Genomic DNA, 15,701 nt, shown 5'->3' on the forward strand with positions numbered 1-15,701 from the left:
CTTCGGCCAAGGCAGTGGAAAACCACGTAAGACCTGGGGAAAGGAACCCGATAGAAGGCAAGTTTGGTCAGGCAAAAAACGGATACGGAATGAACCGGATCAGGGCAAGGCTCAAAAACACCAGCCAATCGTGGATCGCTTCAATTATCCTAGTGCTCAACCTGGTCAAATTGGCCGGGATGGCACTCCCATGTCTGAGTTTTTCAGCGTGGAAAGATTTAAAAAACATGCTCAGAAACGCCATAAGGCAGATTCTGGAGATCCAGAAAATACAAAACCAGCCCAGAGAGCTATCTGGCCTGGTTTTATAAACTGGTCTTTTTTGAGTTTTTCAGCAGACCCTATTTATATGATAATACAGTTAATAAAATAAATATCTGGAAAAAATTATTTAGTTACTGATTACCAGCGGTTTAGTTGATAATAAGCAGTGAGTGAAACAAAATATTTTTACTTTTCGACTATTAAGCCGGTTTAAACAAACGGTTAAAATCTCCGTTTACCTGCCATTCCAGCAACTAAAAAAACACCATTCATCAAATTTATGGAGAAAGAGATTAGTAGATTCTGAAAAAAATCAACAATATCTACCAACCAAAAAAATAAAATCAATTAAAGGAAAGGAACACCGCCCCTGTTTTTTCTGCCAGGGCTTACTCATACGCCAAATTGACGCAGGTGATGGTCAACATGCAACCAGACTACATGTCCCCACTCGACTGTATCTAAGGGTCCAAAAAATGGATGCGGAGCATTGAAACTCGCTCCCGGTCGGTAGAACTCGTGCAGACAGCTTGCAAAAAGTTTCTTCTCTCTGTCAAATGCCTCCCTGTTGATCTTGCCCTTTGTATCAAATTGGGGAGCAGTTTTCACATCTTTCGGAAATACTGGTATTAGCTTCAGGACAACAAACTTTGTTATTTTCTGCTTCAGGCTTGCCGGCAGGACCGGCTTGTCCCAGCTCAGGACCCTTTGGTTCGCCAGGTTACAGTGGTGAAGCATTTCGGTCACAGACATTCTACCCCACAGCGGCTTTTCATCACCAGAAAGGGTCTCCAACCGGTCCAGTAAACCTGAGACTACAGCAGAATCCAATACTGATGGCTGCATCGTCAGCTGAGAATATCCCTGACTATATGCCCATGGACATCCGTTAGCCGGAAATCCCTTCCGCCAAAATGATAGGTAAGCATTTTGTGATCTACGCCGAGCAGGTGTAGCATGGTCGCATGCAGATCGTGAATGCTGACCGGGTTTTCTACTACCCTATAGCCATATTCATCTGTCTGTCCATAAATCGTCCCTCCTTTTATTCCGGCCCCGGCCATCCACATGCTGAAGGCTGAAGGGTTGTGATCCCTACCGTCTGCTCCCTGTGCAAACGGCGTCCGGCCAAATTCACCGGTCCATACTACCAGGGTTTCTTCCAGCATTCCCCTGGATTTCAAGTCTTTCAACAGTCCTGCTATGGGTTGATCTACCGCATGGGCATTGCGCATATGTCCATCCTTCAGCCCATGATGCTGGTCCCAGCGGTCTATGCCGTCAAGGCTCGGACAGGTTAATTCCACAAATCTTACGCCCCTTTCTACCAGCCGCCTGGCCATCAGACATTGGGCACCATAATTTCGGGTATGTGGATCATCATCATACAAGCCGTATAATTTGCGGGTTGCTTCAGATTCCGATCCAAATTCGGTCAGTTCTGGTACAGCCGATTGCATCTGGTAGGCAAGTTCATAATTCCGGATGGCTGCTTCGATCTCATCAGATTTTTCCTGGTCCCTTTCATCCATTCGCTGAATAAAATCCAGCTTTTTTCGCTGAAGAGGCGAAAGGCTGTGATCGGAGCGTATATTCGCTACCGGTACGCTCCCCGTCCTCATAATAGATGCCTGAAAATCGGCCGGTAAAAATCCGTTTTTAAAGTTATCTACGCCTCCCGGAGGTACCAATCCGCCATCCAATACCACGTATCCCGGTAAATTCTGGTTTTCAGAACCGAGGCCATAATTGATCCAGGCTCCCATGCTGGGACGGCCCTGAAGTCCGCTGCCGGTATGCAAAAAATAATTGGCATTGGTATGCTCTGGAAAATTGGATACCATGGAGCGGATCAGTGCAAGATCATCGGCGCAGGAGGCGATATGAGGAAAAAGCTCGCTCACTGCCATACCGGACTCTCCATAACGTTTGAAGGCCCAGGGGCTCTGCAGGATTTTGCCATTATTGTTAAACTGCGTGGCATCAATTTTAAACTTTGGATCCTGACCATTTTCTTTGGCAAGCCTGGGTTTTGGATCAAAGGAATCTACCTGAGAAACACCACCATCCATGTAAAGAAAAACAATATTTTTTGCCCTGGGCAGATGATGGGGAGAATGGGCCAGTTGAGAAAGGATATTCCCAGACCCAGGTCCTTCCGGTTTACATGCTACTCCCAGACTGCCCATCAGTCCCATAAGAGCCATTGACCCGAATCCACACCTGCAAATCTCAAGCATCTTTCGGCGGCTAAGGTGCTGATTCAGTAAAGGTTTGTGTCTATTCATAAGCCTACATTAAATAGATGAATGATTTCATATTAAACAGGGAGTGGCAATACGCTTTCCAAATTTCCAACTCGCGATTCTCCTCCCCATTCCCCTGATCCAGGTCGGATGAATGCCCGATTTCCCGGATAAATGCCAGACCTTTTTCCCGTTCAGAATCGGTGGCAGGCCTTGCGAATGCGCGCAGGTAAGCTTCGTCTATGCGATCTGCCGGGCTCTTTTCATCCGAGGAAATCAACGATCTTGCCATAAGCTCTGCCTGTAGGGCAACAAACGGGTCATTCATCAAAAAGAGTGACTGGGCGGGGACATTGGTCACATCCCGCTTGCCGAAGGTGGTGAAAGGTGTGGGCCGGTCGAAAGCTATCATCATGTGGTCCGGAAAATTCCGCCGTACTTCCAGATAAATGGACCTGCGCCCATCGCCGTCCAGAGGACCGGATGCCCCGGGCCTTCCCCTTCCCTGCATGAAAGGCGTCAGGTATACCGGAACCGGCGGACCGAACAGGGTAGTATCCAGGGAACCAGAAGCCGCCAGCATGGCATCCCTGATCGACTCAGCTTCCAATCGCCTGACAGGATAATGGGCCAGGTACAGGTTTTCGGGGTCTCGGATACTATCGGGTTGTTCTACGCTCCTCTGAAAGGCTGCTGTCAACACCATGGCCCGGACCATCTTTTTGATTGACCAGTTTTCCTGCTGAAATTGCACAGCAAGAAAATCAAGTAATTCGGGATGGCTGGGGAGTTTACCCTGTAAGCCAAAGTTGTCTACAGTGGCTACCAATCCTCTGCCGAATACATGGTGCCAAAGCCGGTTTACCATCACCCGGGAGGTCAGGGGATTTTTGGGATCTAAAATGGATTCAGCCATAGCGACTCTGCCGCTTCCTTCTGTCCGGATGGGTTCTTGCCAATCCAGTATTTCGGACAGAAAATTCCTTGGTACCGGCTGACCCTGAAGATCCTGGTGATTTCCCCTGTTGAATACCGGACTTTCTCTTGCAAATCCATCGGCCACACCGAATATAAAAGTGCTGTCTGCATCAGCAGCCTGTATCAGCTCCTTCCGCAACACCAGACTGGTCAACCCGGGGAATGCCGTTTTCAGCTCACCAGATGCGATCTTTTTGTTAAGCAGGGCAATTTCTGCTGCTGTACTCTTCTCTGCCAGCCAATTTTGCAGTAGAGGGGAAATGCCCTGCTCCTGAACGGTATCATACAGTAACGGCTCCGTCCAGGACTCGTCAAAGCCAATCGCATAAACTGCTTCAATATAGGCCTCCTGATCCTGCTGGTACTCATGCCGTACATACCTGCCCGGCAATATTTCAATATAAGCCTGATGTCCCTGCCAATCAGAGACATCAAAGGTGTAGTTGGTCCAATCCTCATTGTCCACCTGCTTGTCAAGGCCGCCATATATGGGATAGCTGATCAATTGAAAATTATCCATTACCAGGCGTATGCTGCCGCCTTTTCCCCTGGCCCTCACACCGAGGAATTTTTTATCCAATGTGAAATCTGCTGATCTCAGTGCCCCAAATTTACCGGTCCCATATTTTCTGCTGGAGGCCATTCCGGCACTTAGACGCAGTACCTTATCAGATCCTGTCTGTAGGATTGGGTCCCCTAATGTCGTTTGCTTTCCAAATGCCCGGCCGTCAGCGGACCATCCCTGAAAATCCTGCCCCCGGAAGTCTCCCAGCACTTTGACAGGTGCTTTTGCCAGGTAGTCTTTGCCTGGCATGGATCCGGAGTTTACAAGTAATGCAGGGACTGAATCATGACCATGACCTCTCCAGGAGTTCGCCAGCATCTGCCGGATTTGTTTCTTGAGTCGATCAGCTTCGGCTATATTGGCCATTTTTATATCCGTATTCCCGGTAGGAATGGGGCTAAACCGGGTACTTCCCAATATCCCATAAAGGGCATAATAATCCGCCGTGGGAATAGGATCAAATTTGTGGTCATGGCATCTGGCGCAGGCCACCGTTAATCCCTGGAAACTTTTGCCGATCACGTCAATCATGTTATCGATGCGATCGGCTTCATCCTTTTTGGTATCTACCGGACTATGGGTCCCCTCAGTCATGGTGAGAAACATTGTCCCGATGGAAGATTCGTTCTGACCAGACTGCGCATCAGTCCTGGGCTCTGGCAAAAGGTCTCCCGTCAGGTGTTCACGGACCAGTTGGTCATAGGGCACATCGGCATTGAAAGCCCGGATGAGGTAATCGCGAAATCTCCAGGCACCCTGAATGGGGTAATCAAACTCATGTCCTTTTGTTTCTGCATAACGCACCACATCCATCCAGTGGCTGGCCCATTTTTCGCCAAATGCGGGGCTTGCCAGGTAACTGTCCACCAATTGCTCGTACGCGGAGGAATCTGTGCTGGAGACAAAATGATGTATGGTTTCCGGGTCCGGCGGCAAACCAGTCAATACAAAGGATAACCTTCTTAGCAAGGTATAGCGATCGGCGCGATTGGCTGAACGAATCCCTCTTTCCTGAATTTTCTTATCAATAAACTGATCAATCTCTTCGTGCAGAGTGATGTTTGATCGCCGCTGTAAAGGTTTGGGAGGCATAAAAGACCAGTGTGGCTGATAGGTTGCTCCCTGAGCAATCCATTTTTTCAGCAGGGCGATCTCCCGCTCCGACAAATCGATCTTCGAGGCAGGTGGAGGCATTTTGAGGTCTGGATCAGTTTGCGTGATGCGATCCAGAAGGGCACTTCGGGAGGCGGATCCGGGCACAATGGCCGCATGGCCACTTTCCAGGATCCTGGTAGCTCCCTCTGCCAGGTCCAGCCGCAATCCCGCCTCACGGCTACCCGGGTCCGGACCGTGGCACAAATAACATTTTTGAACCAGGATGGGCTTGATATGGTAATTAAAATCTATCTGTGCAGGGATATTTGCTTCAAGCCGCTCAGATTGGCAGGAAAAAAATACCGGCATTGCGATGAGCGCAATAAATAAGCGACCAAATAGCTGAAGGAATTTTAATTTTACGGCAAACAATACCATAACCTTTACATCAAATAGAAATATTTTATTTTCAATTTAGTGATATTCACCACAAACTCAATGTGTGAACATAATTTTTTAAACATTTGCCCTGGAATTCGGGTTTTACGATGGTCTTTTTCAGAGACTGGGGGTATTGATAGGTAGCAGCTGGTAAACAGTACCTAGGTGAAAGGTAAAGTATTAGTAGATAAAAAACCATATTTAATTATTAAATAATTATTTTTTAATCATTTTTATAAAGAAAAATACAAAGAAAATTTTTATTGTAAAATTTAACTTCGCTCTGCTCAGAAATTTATTTTGAGAAGCATCTCTCTTTTCTTTTGCGATCTAAAATCCTAAATTTTTATCAGAATTTCAACAGAATTAAATTTTATTTTTTAGCTAAAAATGGAATTTTTAAAATATAATTTTTCTCTGAAAGCTATTAATATATTTATGAAACCGATTGCATTGTCTATAGAATATACTTATGTTCGATATTAATTGGCCTTAAAACGCACGGTTTTAAGCCAGTAAATCAGGGATAAACCCCTGAGCGCAACACAATTATTCATTAATACTAACCCAAAAAAAATGAAAAAATGCTTACAAATGCATGACATCAAATGGCGAGGTTTTCTGACACTCGCATTTTGTGTCAGCCTGCTGTTTGTCGCACATGTTGCTGCGGCAAACAGGGCAGAGATCGGGGCCAAAGAGGGTCCCCGGAAGTTAAATCGCCTGGAGGCGAATCTGGCAGCGGATGATGTTACCGTATCCGGTATTGTCACCGATGAATCTGGCGAGGGGATTCCCGGCGTCACTGTTTTTATAGCAGGTACCGGTACCGGAACGGTCACAGATATAGACGGCAGTTATTCTATCTCAGTACCAGAAGGTTCGGAGCTGACTTTCTCCTACGTAGGTTTCATCTCGCAGACCATTGCAGTCGGCAACCAATCTGAAATCAATGTCACCTTGCTCATGGACACGGCCTCTCTGGAAGAAGTAGTGGTAATTGGCTATGGTACCGCCAGAAAAAGAGACCTGACCGGTGCAGTCTCTTCAGTAACCGCTACGCGGCTGGAAAATGAAAACCCTAATTCTGTACAGGATGTATTGCGGGGAAACATTGCCGGGCTGAACGTAGGGCTGAATACGGATGCAAAAGGTGGCGGTAGCCTGGAAGTACGGGGCAGAACTTCCCTGAATGCAGGCTCCAGCCCTTTGATCGTATTGGACGGTGCCATTTATTATGGCCAATTGGCCGACATCAACCCGAATGACATCGAAAGCATTGATGTATTGAAAGACGCCAGTTCGGCCGCCGTTTTCGGTGCCAAAGCCGCTAATGGAGTAGTTTTGGTCAATACCAAAAAAGGGGCGCTGGGAAAACCTCAGGTTAAAATCAATACCAACTGGGGAGTTGCCAGCATGGCCAAGAATGAGCCCGTTTATGGACCTCAGGGCTTTTTGTCCTGGCGAGAAGATGTGATGGAAAGCATCAATGCGGGAGGTTTTGAGCCTTATCGCTTTTCAAATCCAAATACCCTGCCGGCTGATATTTCGTTGGAAACCTGGCTGAATTACGATGGTTCGGAGGGAGATCCCGAAACGGTCTGGTTGCAAAGGTTGAACATGCAGCCGTTGGAAATCGCCAACTACAAGGCCGGCGAAAGTACCAATTGGTACAACATGATGTTTCAAAACGGACTGAGGCAAGACCATACGGTCAGCCTTTCCGGAAGAAGTGAAGATTTCCAGTATTACTGGTCTATGGGGTATCTGGACAACGAAGGGCTCGTCGTGGGTGACAAGTTTACGACGGTAAGAAGCCGGTTTAACATAGAAGGAAATGTCAACGATTGGCTGACCGTAGGAATGAATACCCAATTTGCCGACAGGGATGAGAGCCAGATCCCGGTAAACTGGGGGGATATGGTAAACCTTTCTCCCTGGGGAGAACCATTTCTTGAAGATGGCGTGAGCCTGAGATTCCGTCCGAATGAAGAGGTAAGCGGTGGACGACACCCCTACTATACCCCGAATTTTACCGATCGTTTGCAAAAGGAAACGACCATTAACTCCACCTTGTATGCTGCGATCGAACTACCATTCGGTATCAAATTCAGAACCAACTTTACCCCAAGATATGAGTTTTATGAACGGTACAATCACGAAATGGCTGCTCACCAGGACTTTGAAAACATGGGTGGGAGAGCCAGTCGCCAGCAACGAAAAGTTTACTTCTGGCAGGTGGATAATATCCTGAGCTGGAATAAAAACTTCAACAACATCCATAATTTCGACGTGACCCTGCTAGCCAATGCTGAAAAATTCCAGAGCTGGGACAATACCATGCAAAATGTGGGTTTCGAACCCCATGACCGGTTGGGATACCACAATATCGGTGCAGGCATCAATCCCATCATCTCCAGCAATGACCAGCAGCATACTGCAGATGCCCTGATGGGACGATTGATCTACACCCTATCTGATAAATATATCACGACCGTTTCGGTAAGAAGGGACGGATATTCCGCTTTCGGACAGAGTAACCCCAGAGCTACCTTCACTTCTGCAGCATTTGGCTGGGTATTTACGGACGAAGACTTCGTCAACATTCCCTGGCTGGACTACGGTAAGTTAAGGGCTTCCTGGGGTGTAAATGGCAACAGGGATATAGGCCGTTATGCTGCCCTGTCAGATTTGCAAACCGGAAAATATTTTTACCAAAGACCTAGCGGGGAATTGTATTTTGTCAGCCAGTTGTATGTAAATACCATGCAGAATGAAAATCTGCGCTGGGAAAAAACCACTTCGACCAACCTGGGGCTGGACTTCTCATTATTTAACAGCATTCTGGATGGTACCATAGAAGTGTATGACATGTCTACTACTGATCTTCTGGTGGAAAGGAGCCTTCCCGATATCCTGGGTTTCAATTTTGTGTATGACAACCTGGGTGAAGTAAGAAACCGGGGAGTAGAAGTCAGCTTAAACAGCCTCCTGCTCAACCGTTCCAACCTAACCTGGAGAACCAGCCTAAATTTCCAAATGAACCGCAACCGAATCGTGAGCCTTTACGGCGATTTGGATGAAGACGGTAATGAACTGGATGATATCGGCAACCGATGGTTTATCGACAGGGCAATTGATGCGGTTTGGGATTACAGAACGGACGGCATCTGGCAAACCCCTGAAGCCGATGAAGCAAGTGATTACGGAGTTAAACCGGGAGATTTCAAAATAGAAGATGTCAATAATGACGGCCTGTATACCAATGCCGACCGGCAGTTTCTGGGTTTCAGTGAGCCCAGGTCCCGATGGAGCCTCCGCAACGAATTCAACATCTGGAAGAATTTTGACGTGTCATTTATGATGTATGCTTATCTGGGCCACATTGGCACATTCAATCAGCGAAAAAACCGGCAGGGCTTTTTAGATCGTTCCAATTCCTATATCCTGCCGTACTGGACAGAAGAAAATCCCAGCAACGAATGGGCGAGATTGTATTCCAGCGAGGGTGGTGCCGGCGGTTTCAATGTATACCAAAGCAGGTCCTTCGTAAGGCTGGAAAATATTTCTATGGCCTACACTGTACCGCAAACCATTCTGGAAAGAGCCAAAATCCAGAATCTGCGATTGTACATGAACGTCCGGAATGTTGGTTTCTATGCTCCCGAAATGAATTTCTGGGATCCGGAGTCCGGAGGTCCTACGCCCCGGATTTTCACACTGGGACTTGACTTGACACTTTAATGAAGGGCTAATCAAAAGAAGAAATCATGAAATTAAACATAAAAAGATCTACCTTTTGCCTGAGTCTACTGGTTTCAGGTATGATGTTAACGACTACGGGATGCGATGAATCCTGGCTGGAGCCAAAACCGCTATCCTTTTATGCACCGGAAAACACATTCAATGCAAAGAGTGGACTCTGGGGTGCACTGGTAGCCTGCGAACGAAACATGCGCCATGAATATACCGGTGACGGACCCCCAATACTGACAGAACATATTTTCACCGAAGTGGCCGTAGAAGGTACTACCGACAAATCCGGTCCTGCGCAGGACATGAACTTACTGATCACTCCTGATGCCAATCTGAATAGTGTAAACACCAATAAAATCGGCTGGTACTGGTATGAAGGTTTTAAGGGAATCAAATATGCCAATACGGTGATCTCCAGGATTGACGATCCTACGGACTACGAGTCAGAAGCCGAGCGCAACCACATTCTGGGCACTGCTTACTTCCACCGGGCCCTGCGGTATTACCGGTTGACGAATCAGTTTGGTGATGTTCCACTGATCCTGGAAGAAATATTAGAACCAAGGCTTGACTTCTATTCCACCGACCGGGAAGTTATTCTCCGTAAGATGAAGGAAGACCTGGAATGGGCAGAACCCTGGGTGCCGGAAGTAATGGACCGCGGACAGGTGCCAAAGGGAGCCATTCAGCATTTGCTGACCAAAGTAAATCTGGCACTCGGAGAATTTGACGATGCGATTGCTTCGGCAACACGCCTGATCGAGGGAGGTACCCATGCTTTGATGACCGAAAGATTTGGCTCTACCGGTAACGATCCGGACAGAAACCTGATCTGGGACCTGCACCGTCCGGAAAACAAATCCCTCAATGCCAATACTGAAGCCATCCTGATGGTAATGGATCGGCTGGACACCGATGGCAATTCCGGGGGAATGTCCTCCATGCGGCAGGCGGTACCTTTCTGGATCACCAATATCAATACACCAAATGGTAACCGGGGCACCATCGATCAGCCCGGTATCGAAATCGACCACGTCACCCGCTACGGTAGAGGCATCGGAAGGCTTCGGGGTACCTGGTACCACCAGAGCATGATCTGGGATGATGAAAATGACCTGAGGCATGCACCCGGCAACTGGATGGACATGACTGATCTGGTCTACAACAATCCGGCATTGGTGGAGCTGGGCGATGATTATTATGGCGAACCCCTGCAATTCAGAAATGATGAAGGTACTGTACTGGTAGTCGACACCATCAGAAGCTGGTTTTCCTGGCCACATTATAAGGTGTACGTTCCAGAGCCGCAGAATATCCGACCTTCAGGCGGACACAGTGACTGGTACATCTTCCGATTGGCAGAAACCTATCTGCTCCGGGCTGAAGCCTACGTATGGAAAGGGGATCTGGCCAACGCTGCAGCCGATATCAATGCGGTGAGAACACGAGCCGGAGCTGCGCCTTACGGTCCTGAAGACATGAACATTGGTACCGTGTTGGATGAACGAGCCAGGGAACTGTACTATGAGGAGCCCAGAAAGACAGAACTGACTCGAATGGCATTTATATTTGCCAATACCGGTATTCAGGCCTATAACGGTAAGACCTATTCCATTGATAATTTCTCTGAGGACAATTTCCTCTATGACCGCATTATGGAGTTTACCGACTTTTACAACAAAGGCGTCTTCACGAGACACGGCGACACCTATACCTACAGCCCTTACCATGTCTTGTGGCCTGTTCCGGCCCCTGCCATCAATACCAATACGCAGGGCATCATCAATCAAAACAAAGGGTATTCCGGGTATGAAAACAACGTTCCCCCGCTGACTACTGTGGACGGCAACCACAGCGATACTCAAGAATAAATCACCCGTTTTTAAACCACAAAAGCCCGGAAAATTATTCCGGGCTTTTTTTTTGAAGCCACTAAAATCCTGATCCCGGTGCCCTGCCCTGAATGCGAATTTTGCCAAATCAGGATGCCATGCGGCGGGAAACTACAATGACCATTTTTTCAAAAGCCTCCAATAGGAATGCGGCTTTAGCCCATTCCCTGTAACCGGAGTACATGAGCTCCGGCTTTAGCCGAAATTTACGGGCATTTTATAGTATTGACTGATTTTTACTACCCCCGATTTCAACCGGAAGACACGGCTCTAGTAAACACCCTCAATAGGAACGCGGCTTTAGCCCGTTCCCTGTAACCGGAGTACATGAGCTCCGGCTTTAGCCGAAATTTACGGGCATTTTGAAATAATGATCTACACCAGCCCTTTTTCGAAGCCAATCCCAATGCCTTGCTGAAGGGCTATTTTACACCTGATGGCTAACGTTTCAAACACAAAGAAGAAAACCGCTGAAAAGCGAATTCCAGCGGCATTATATCAAGAAAAAACATTTTTTACAAGCCAAATAAACCGGGAAGCCACAGGGTCAACTCCGGCACGAGTGTAATTACCAATAGTCCCAGGATCATGGCCAGGAAAAAGGGCAGCAGGGGCAAAAACACCTTCGCAATACTGGTCCTGGCCACACCAACCCCGATAAAAAGGACGGATCCAACAGGAGGGGTACAAATCCCTATACACAAATTCAGCACCATCATGATTCCAAAATGTACCGGGTCAATGCCCATGGTTACTACTGCCGGAAGGAAAATAGGCGTGAAAATCAGTACCGCTGGCGTCATGTCCATAAAGGTACCTACAAACAAAAGGATCAGGTTGATCATAATCAGGATCACAAACTTGTTATCGCTCAGGGCCAGCAAGGCGGCACTGATGGACTGGGGAATGTTCTCGCTGGACATGGCCCATGACATGCTCATGGAAGTGGCGATGAGCAACATCACGATGGCAGTAGTCTCCGACGACTTCAACAAAACACCCGGAAGATCCTTTATGCTGATCTCTCCATAAATAAAAGAGAGCACGAGCGTATATATTACGGCAATGGCAGAAGCTTCCGTCGCGGTAAATACACCGATCACGATCCCCCCGATCACTACCACCAGCAGCATCAGGCTGGGGAAGGCTGCCAGAAACTTTTTCGTCAGTTCTTTTATACTTGTGATCTCTCCTCCCTTGAGGTTGTGTTTTTTAATAAATATGGCAGCTGTGATCATCAAAAACAATCCAATGAGCAAACCAGGAATGTAACCCGCTACAAAAAGTGCAGCGATGGAAACCCCACCACTGGCCAGCGAATACACAATCAGCACATTGGAGGGGGGGATGATCAGACCTGTGGTGGATGAGGTGATGTTGACAGCAGCACCCAACTCCCTGGGGTAGCCTTCTTTTTCCATTCTGGGCCCCAAAATGCCGCCAATGGCTGAGGCAGCAGCCGCTGCAGAACCTGCGATGGCGCCGAAAAGCATGGCGGCGATCACATTTACATACAGTAATCCTCCCGGCAGCCTGCCGGTGAGCGCTTTGGCCAGGTTTATGAGCCGGTTGGCAATTCCGCCCTTATTCATGATCTCTCCTGCCAGAATAAAAAACGGAATGGCCAAAAGGGCAAAACTATCCAGGCCTACGCCCATTCTCTGCGCGATGGTAGTGGCAGAGGGGACAGTGGCAATGGTAACTGTAAGGGTTAAAAAACTGGAAAATCCAAGGGCCCAGGCCACCGGCACGCCGATCCCCATAAGGGTGATAAAACTGACAACCAATATAAGTATACTTAAATATTCTTCCATTTCGACTAAATTTGGGCTTTTTTAGAGTTCATTAAAGTTTTCAGACCTACCACCTGGTAAAAAAGTACCAATAAGCCGCTCAGCGGGATCATGGTATACACATAGGCCAGGGGCAACTGAAGGGTCGCTGATTTCTGTTCCAGCGTATAGGTGATAAAAACCAGATTTGATCCGCCGAGAATCATTACGGGGATCACAAAAAGCATGATGATCACCCGGATTAAAATCATTAATTTACGGTGGGCTTCTCCCTTAAGTTTGGTAGGCAGCAGGTCTATTGCCAGGTGATTGTCCTGTCCGGCCACATAGGCAGCTCCCAGCATACCCAGCCAGACAAGCAGATACCTGGACAATTCGTCGGTAAATGAACTGGGAGACTGAATCACATATCTGGAAAATACCTGCCAGCTCACATTCAGCACCATGGCCCCCATGATGATCATCAGCAGTAAGCCGACACCTTTGTCGATGGTTAATTTAAATTTTTCCATTCTCTAATATTCTCTTATTTTTTCTACAAGGGCATACATTTCGGGGTCATTTACCTTCATGGCTTCATAGACTTTTTCCGCTGCTTTGCGGAAAGGTTCTTTGTCCGGGTAGGAAATATTGACACCCGCTTCTTTAAGGATTTCCATGGATTCTGCCACAGATTCCTCCCATAATTTGAACTGATACACAGCAGATTCGTCGGCGGCTTCCTGCAGCCACTGCTTTTCCTCTTCTGACAGGGTATCCCAGACCTTTGTACTCACGATCATCATGTCCGGAATGGCGGTATGCTCGTTCAGCGAATAGTACTTGCATACTTCATAATGCCTGGAAGTGACCAGACTGGGTGGATTATTCTCCGCACCATCTACGATACCCTGCTGCAAGGCCGTATAGAGCTCGCCAAAGGAAACCGGGGTAGGCGATCCGCCAAAACTCTGCACCATATTGACTGCAGTAGGGCTTTCCATGACCCTTACTTTTAAGCCCTGAATATCCTCCGGTTCTTCCACGGGCGTGTTGATCGTATAAAAACTCCTTTTGCCGGCATCATAAAAACATAGTCCCTTCAGCCAGTACTTCTCCCCTGCTGCGAGGAGCTGCTCCCCTATTGGACCTTCCAGCACCCTGGCCTGATGTTCGTCATCCCTGAAAAGATAGGGCTGCCCCAGTATCTTGATCTCTGGAGCAAAACCTTCCATTGCGGCAGTAGAGACCTTGGTCATGGACAAGCTTCCGATTTGGAGCAACTCCACGAGTTCCCTTTCGGTGCCCAATTGCTGGTTGGGATAGACCTGTACAATCATTTTTCCACCAGATTTTTCTTCCGCTTTTTTGGCCAGATACAACATGGCTTCGTGAACGGGGTGGCTGGTGTCCAGCCCGTGTCCAAGTTTTAATATCCTTACTCCACCGGGTCTCGAACAGCCGATAAAAATTACGGCGATGAGTATCATTCCCAGCAAACTCGTGGACTTCATCATGCTTACTTTTGACATATTAGTTGAGGTATGATTTTGGTTTTCATTAATTGTTCATCGTTATTACTCATTTCCTGCAAACACAGCTAGCGCAACAGCCTGCCGATATTTTCTCCCCTGACCAGTTGATCCACTTCATCCACCGTTACAAAATTGGCATCTCCGGGAACAGAATGTTTCAATACCGAAGCTGCCACAGCAAACTCCAGGGCTTCCTTCTGGTTTCTGTGCATCAGGCCATAGATCAACCCTGCCATGAAGGCATCTCCCCCGCCGATTCTGTCTACAATATTCGGCATATCGTACGTTTTGGATTGAATCGTTTGGTCTTTACCCCATAAATGTCCCGTTAACCTGTTGTGAGATGCAGAAAGGGATTCCCGCTCCGTGGTGGCGACTAGCTGAATAGAAGGGCAGCGGTCTTTGGCCTTCTGGCAGGCTTTCTGAAAACTGGTCTCATGGATATTCATGCAGTTGGCCAAATCCGTGAGGCCTGCGATGATTACCTGGCTGTGGGCAATCAATTCAGGCATGATTTCCAGGGGAGTAATACCATACCGCCAGAGGTTTCTCCGGTAGTTGATGTCACCGCTAATGGTCACTCCATTCCTTTTGGCAGCCTGCAACACTCTCAGGCACAAGGATGCAGCTTCACCGGAAAGTGCTGGTGTAATACCCGACCAGTGAAACCAATCTACACCTTTGAAAACCTGATCCCAATCTACATTCAGCCCCTCATAATGGGAAAAAACTGAGTCAAACCTGTCGTAGATAATCTTTGACGACCGCTGCATGGCGCCATTTTCCAAAAAATACAGTCCCATGCGGCCTTCTGAAGTGGCGATGTAGGAGGTGTCAATTCCACCGGTCCGTAAATAACGCATCGCCGCTCTGCCCAGGTCATTTTCCGGCAGTGCGCTGATCAGAGAAACGTCTTGCTGCCAATAAGCGAGAGACACTCCAACATTCGCCTCGGAACCACCAAATTCTGCGTCGTAATTGCCAGCCTGTATGAACCTTTCGTGGCCGGGCGTGGAAAACCGCATCATGATTTCTCCCAGGGTGACTATCCGTTTGCGCATTTGCTTATTTGGTTATTCGGTTTTTGGCGTTCATTCGTCAAAATTAAAAGCGATTTAAAAAAAAAGAAGCCCTTCGCCTCTTTTCTTTCAATTTAT

The 15,701-nt window shown here is 47.7% G+C and carries 10 protein-coding genes; 3 read left to right on the forward strand and 7 right to left on the reverse strand.

Annotated features, from left to right (window positions below):
- Positions 1-311: transposase (locus BUB19_RS24725; RefSeq protein WP_394333874.1), on the forward strand; the 311-nt coding region annotated here is incomplete at its 5' end.
- A 346-nt stretch (positions 312-657) separates the two neighbouring features.
- Here BUB19_RS24725 and BUB19_RS05150 read toward each other — a convergent pair.
- Genes BUB19_RS05150 through BUB19_RS05160 form a run of 3 tightly spaced genes read right to left on the reverse strand, consistent with a single transcriptional unit; the run spans position 658 to position 5,586 of the window.
- Positions 658-1,110, reverse strand: a complete 453-nt coding sequence (locus BUB19_RS05150; RefSeq protein WP_073093229.1) for a DUF1569 domain-containing protein — start codon at positions 1,108-1,110, stop codon at positions 658-660.
- 2 nt (positions 1,111-1,112) lie between these two features.
- On the reverse strand, positions 1,113-2,552 hold the full coding sequence (locus tag BUB19_RS05155; protein ID WP_073093231.1) for a DUF1501 domain-containing protein: 1,440 nt from the start codon (positions 2,550-2,552) through the stop codon (positions 1,113-1,115).
- A 4-nt stretch (positions 2,553-2,556) separates the two neighbouring features.
- Positions 2,557-5,586, reverse strand: coding sequence for a PSD1 and planctomycete cytochrome C domain-containing protein (locus tag BUB19_RS05160; protein ID WP_084096983.1), 3,030 nt, complete (start codon positions 5,584-5,586; stop codon positions 2,557-2,559).
- A gap of 579 nt (positions 5,587-6,165) precedes the next feature.
- Between BUB19_RS05160 and BUB19_RS05165 the strand changes: the two genes are divergently transcribed.
- Together BUB19_RS05165 and BUB19_RS05170 are read left to right on the forward strand one after the other, a co-directional pair.
- Positions 6,166-9,333, forward strand: a complete 3,168-nt coding sequence (locus BUB19_RS05165; RefSeq protein WP_245802777.1) for a SusC/RagA family TonB-linked outer membrane protein — start codon at positions 6,166-6,168, stop codon at positions 9,331-9,333.
- A 26-nt stretch (positions 9,334-9,359) separates the two neighbouring features.
- Complete coding sequence (locus BUB19_RS05170) at positions 9,360-11,216, forward strand: RagB/SusD family nutrient uptake outer membrane protein (RefSeq protein ID WP_073093233.1); 1,857 nt, start codon at positions 9,360-9,362, stop codon at positions 11,214-11,216.
- A gap of 536 nt (positions 11,217-11,752) precedes the next feature.
- Here BUB19_RS05170 and BUB19_RS05175 read toward each other — a convergent pair.
- From BUB19_RS05175 to BUB19_RS05190, 4 genes are all read right to left on the reverse strand, one after another.
- On the reverse strand, positions 11,753-13,051 hold the full coding sequence (locus BUB19_RS05175) for a TRAP transporter large permease (protein WP_073093235.1): 1,299 nt from the start codon (positions 13,049-13,051) through the stop codon (positions 11,753-11,755).
- 5 nt (positions 13,052-13,056) lie between these two features.
- Positions 13,057-13,542 (reverse strand): TRAP transporter small permease, encoded by a 486-nt coding sequence (locus tag BUB19_RS05180; RefSeq protein WP_073093237.1) that lies wholly within the window; start codon positions 13,540-13,542, stop codon positions 13,057-13,059.
- Positions 13,543-13,545: 3 nt separating this feature from the next.
- Positions 13,546-14,526 (reverse strand): TRAP transporter substrate-binding protein, encoded by a 981-nt coding sequence (locus tag BUB19_RS05185; RefSeq protein ID WP_394333875.1) that lies wholly within the window; start codon positions 14,524-14,526, stop codon positions 13,546-13,548.
- A gap of 83 nt (positions 14,527-14,609) precedes the next feature.
- The gene (locus BUB19_RS05190; RefSeq protein WP_073093241.1) at positions 14,610-15,605 is read right to left on the reverse strand and encodes a sugar kinase; all 996 of its coding nucleotides are present in this window, start codon (positions 15,603-15,605) and stop codon (positions 14,610-14,612) included.
- Positions 15,606-15,701: the final 96 nt, after the last annotated feature.

It is taken from the genome of Cyclobacterium lianum, assembly GCF_900143075.1.
In the GTDB taxonomy this organism is placed as follows: Bacteria; Bacteroidota; Bacteroidia; order Cytophagales; family Cyclobacteriaceae; genus Cyclobacterium; species Cyclobacterium lianum.

Coding starts and splice junctions, on each gene's coding strand:
- BUB19_RS05150 (WP_073093229.1), bottom strand. CDS start 1,110: ATGCAGCCATCAGTATTGGATTCTGCTGTAGTCTCAGGTTTACTGGAC.
- BUB19_RS05155 (WP_073093231.1), bottom strand. CDS start 2,552: ATGAATAGACACAAACCTTTACTGAATCAGCACCTTAGCCGCCGAAAG.
- BUB19_RS05160 (WP_084096983.1), bottom strand. CDS start 5,586: ATGGTATTGTTTGCCGTAAAATTAAAATTCCTTCAGCTATTTGGTCGC.
- BUB19_RS05165 (WP_245802777.1), top strand. CDS start 6,166: ATGAAAAAATGCTTACAAATGCATGACATCAAATGGCGAGGTTTTCTG.
- BUB19_RS05170 (WP_073093233.1), top strand. CDS start 9,360: ATGAAATTAAACATAAAAAGATCTACCTTTTGCCTGAGTCTACTGGTT.
- BUB19_RS05175 (WP_073093235.1), bottom strand. CDS start 13,051: ATGGAAGAATATTTAAGTATACTTATATTGGTTGTCAGTTTTATCACC.
- BUB19_RS05180 (WP_073093237.1), bottom strand. CDS start 13,542: ATGGAAAAATTTAAATTAACCATCGACAAAGGTGTCGGCTTACTGCTG.
- BUB19_RS05185 (WP_394333875.1), bottom strand. CDS start 14,526: ATGATGAAGTCCACGAGTTTGCTGGGAATGATACTCATCGCCGTAATT.
- BUB19_RS05190 (WP_073093241.1), bottom strand. CDS start 15,605: ATGCGCAAACGGATAGTCACCCTGGGAGAAATCATGATGCGGTTTTCC.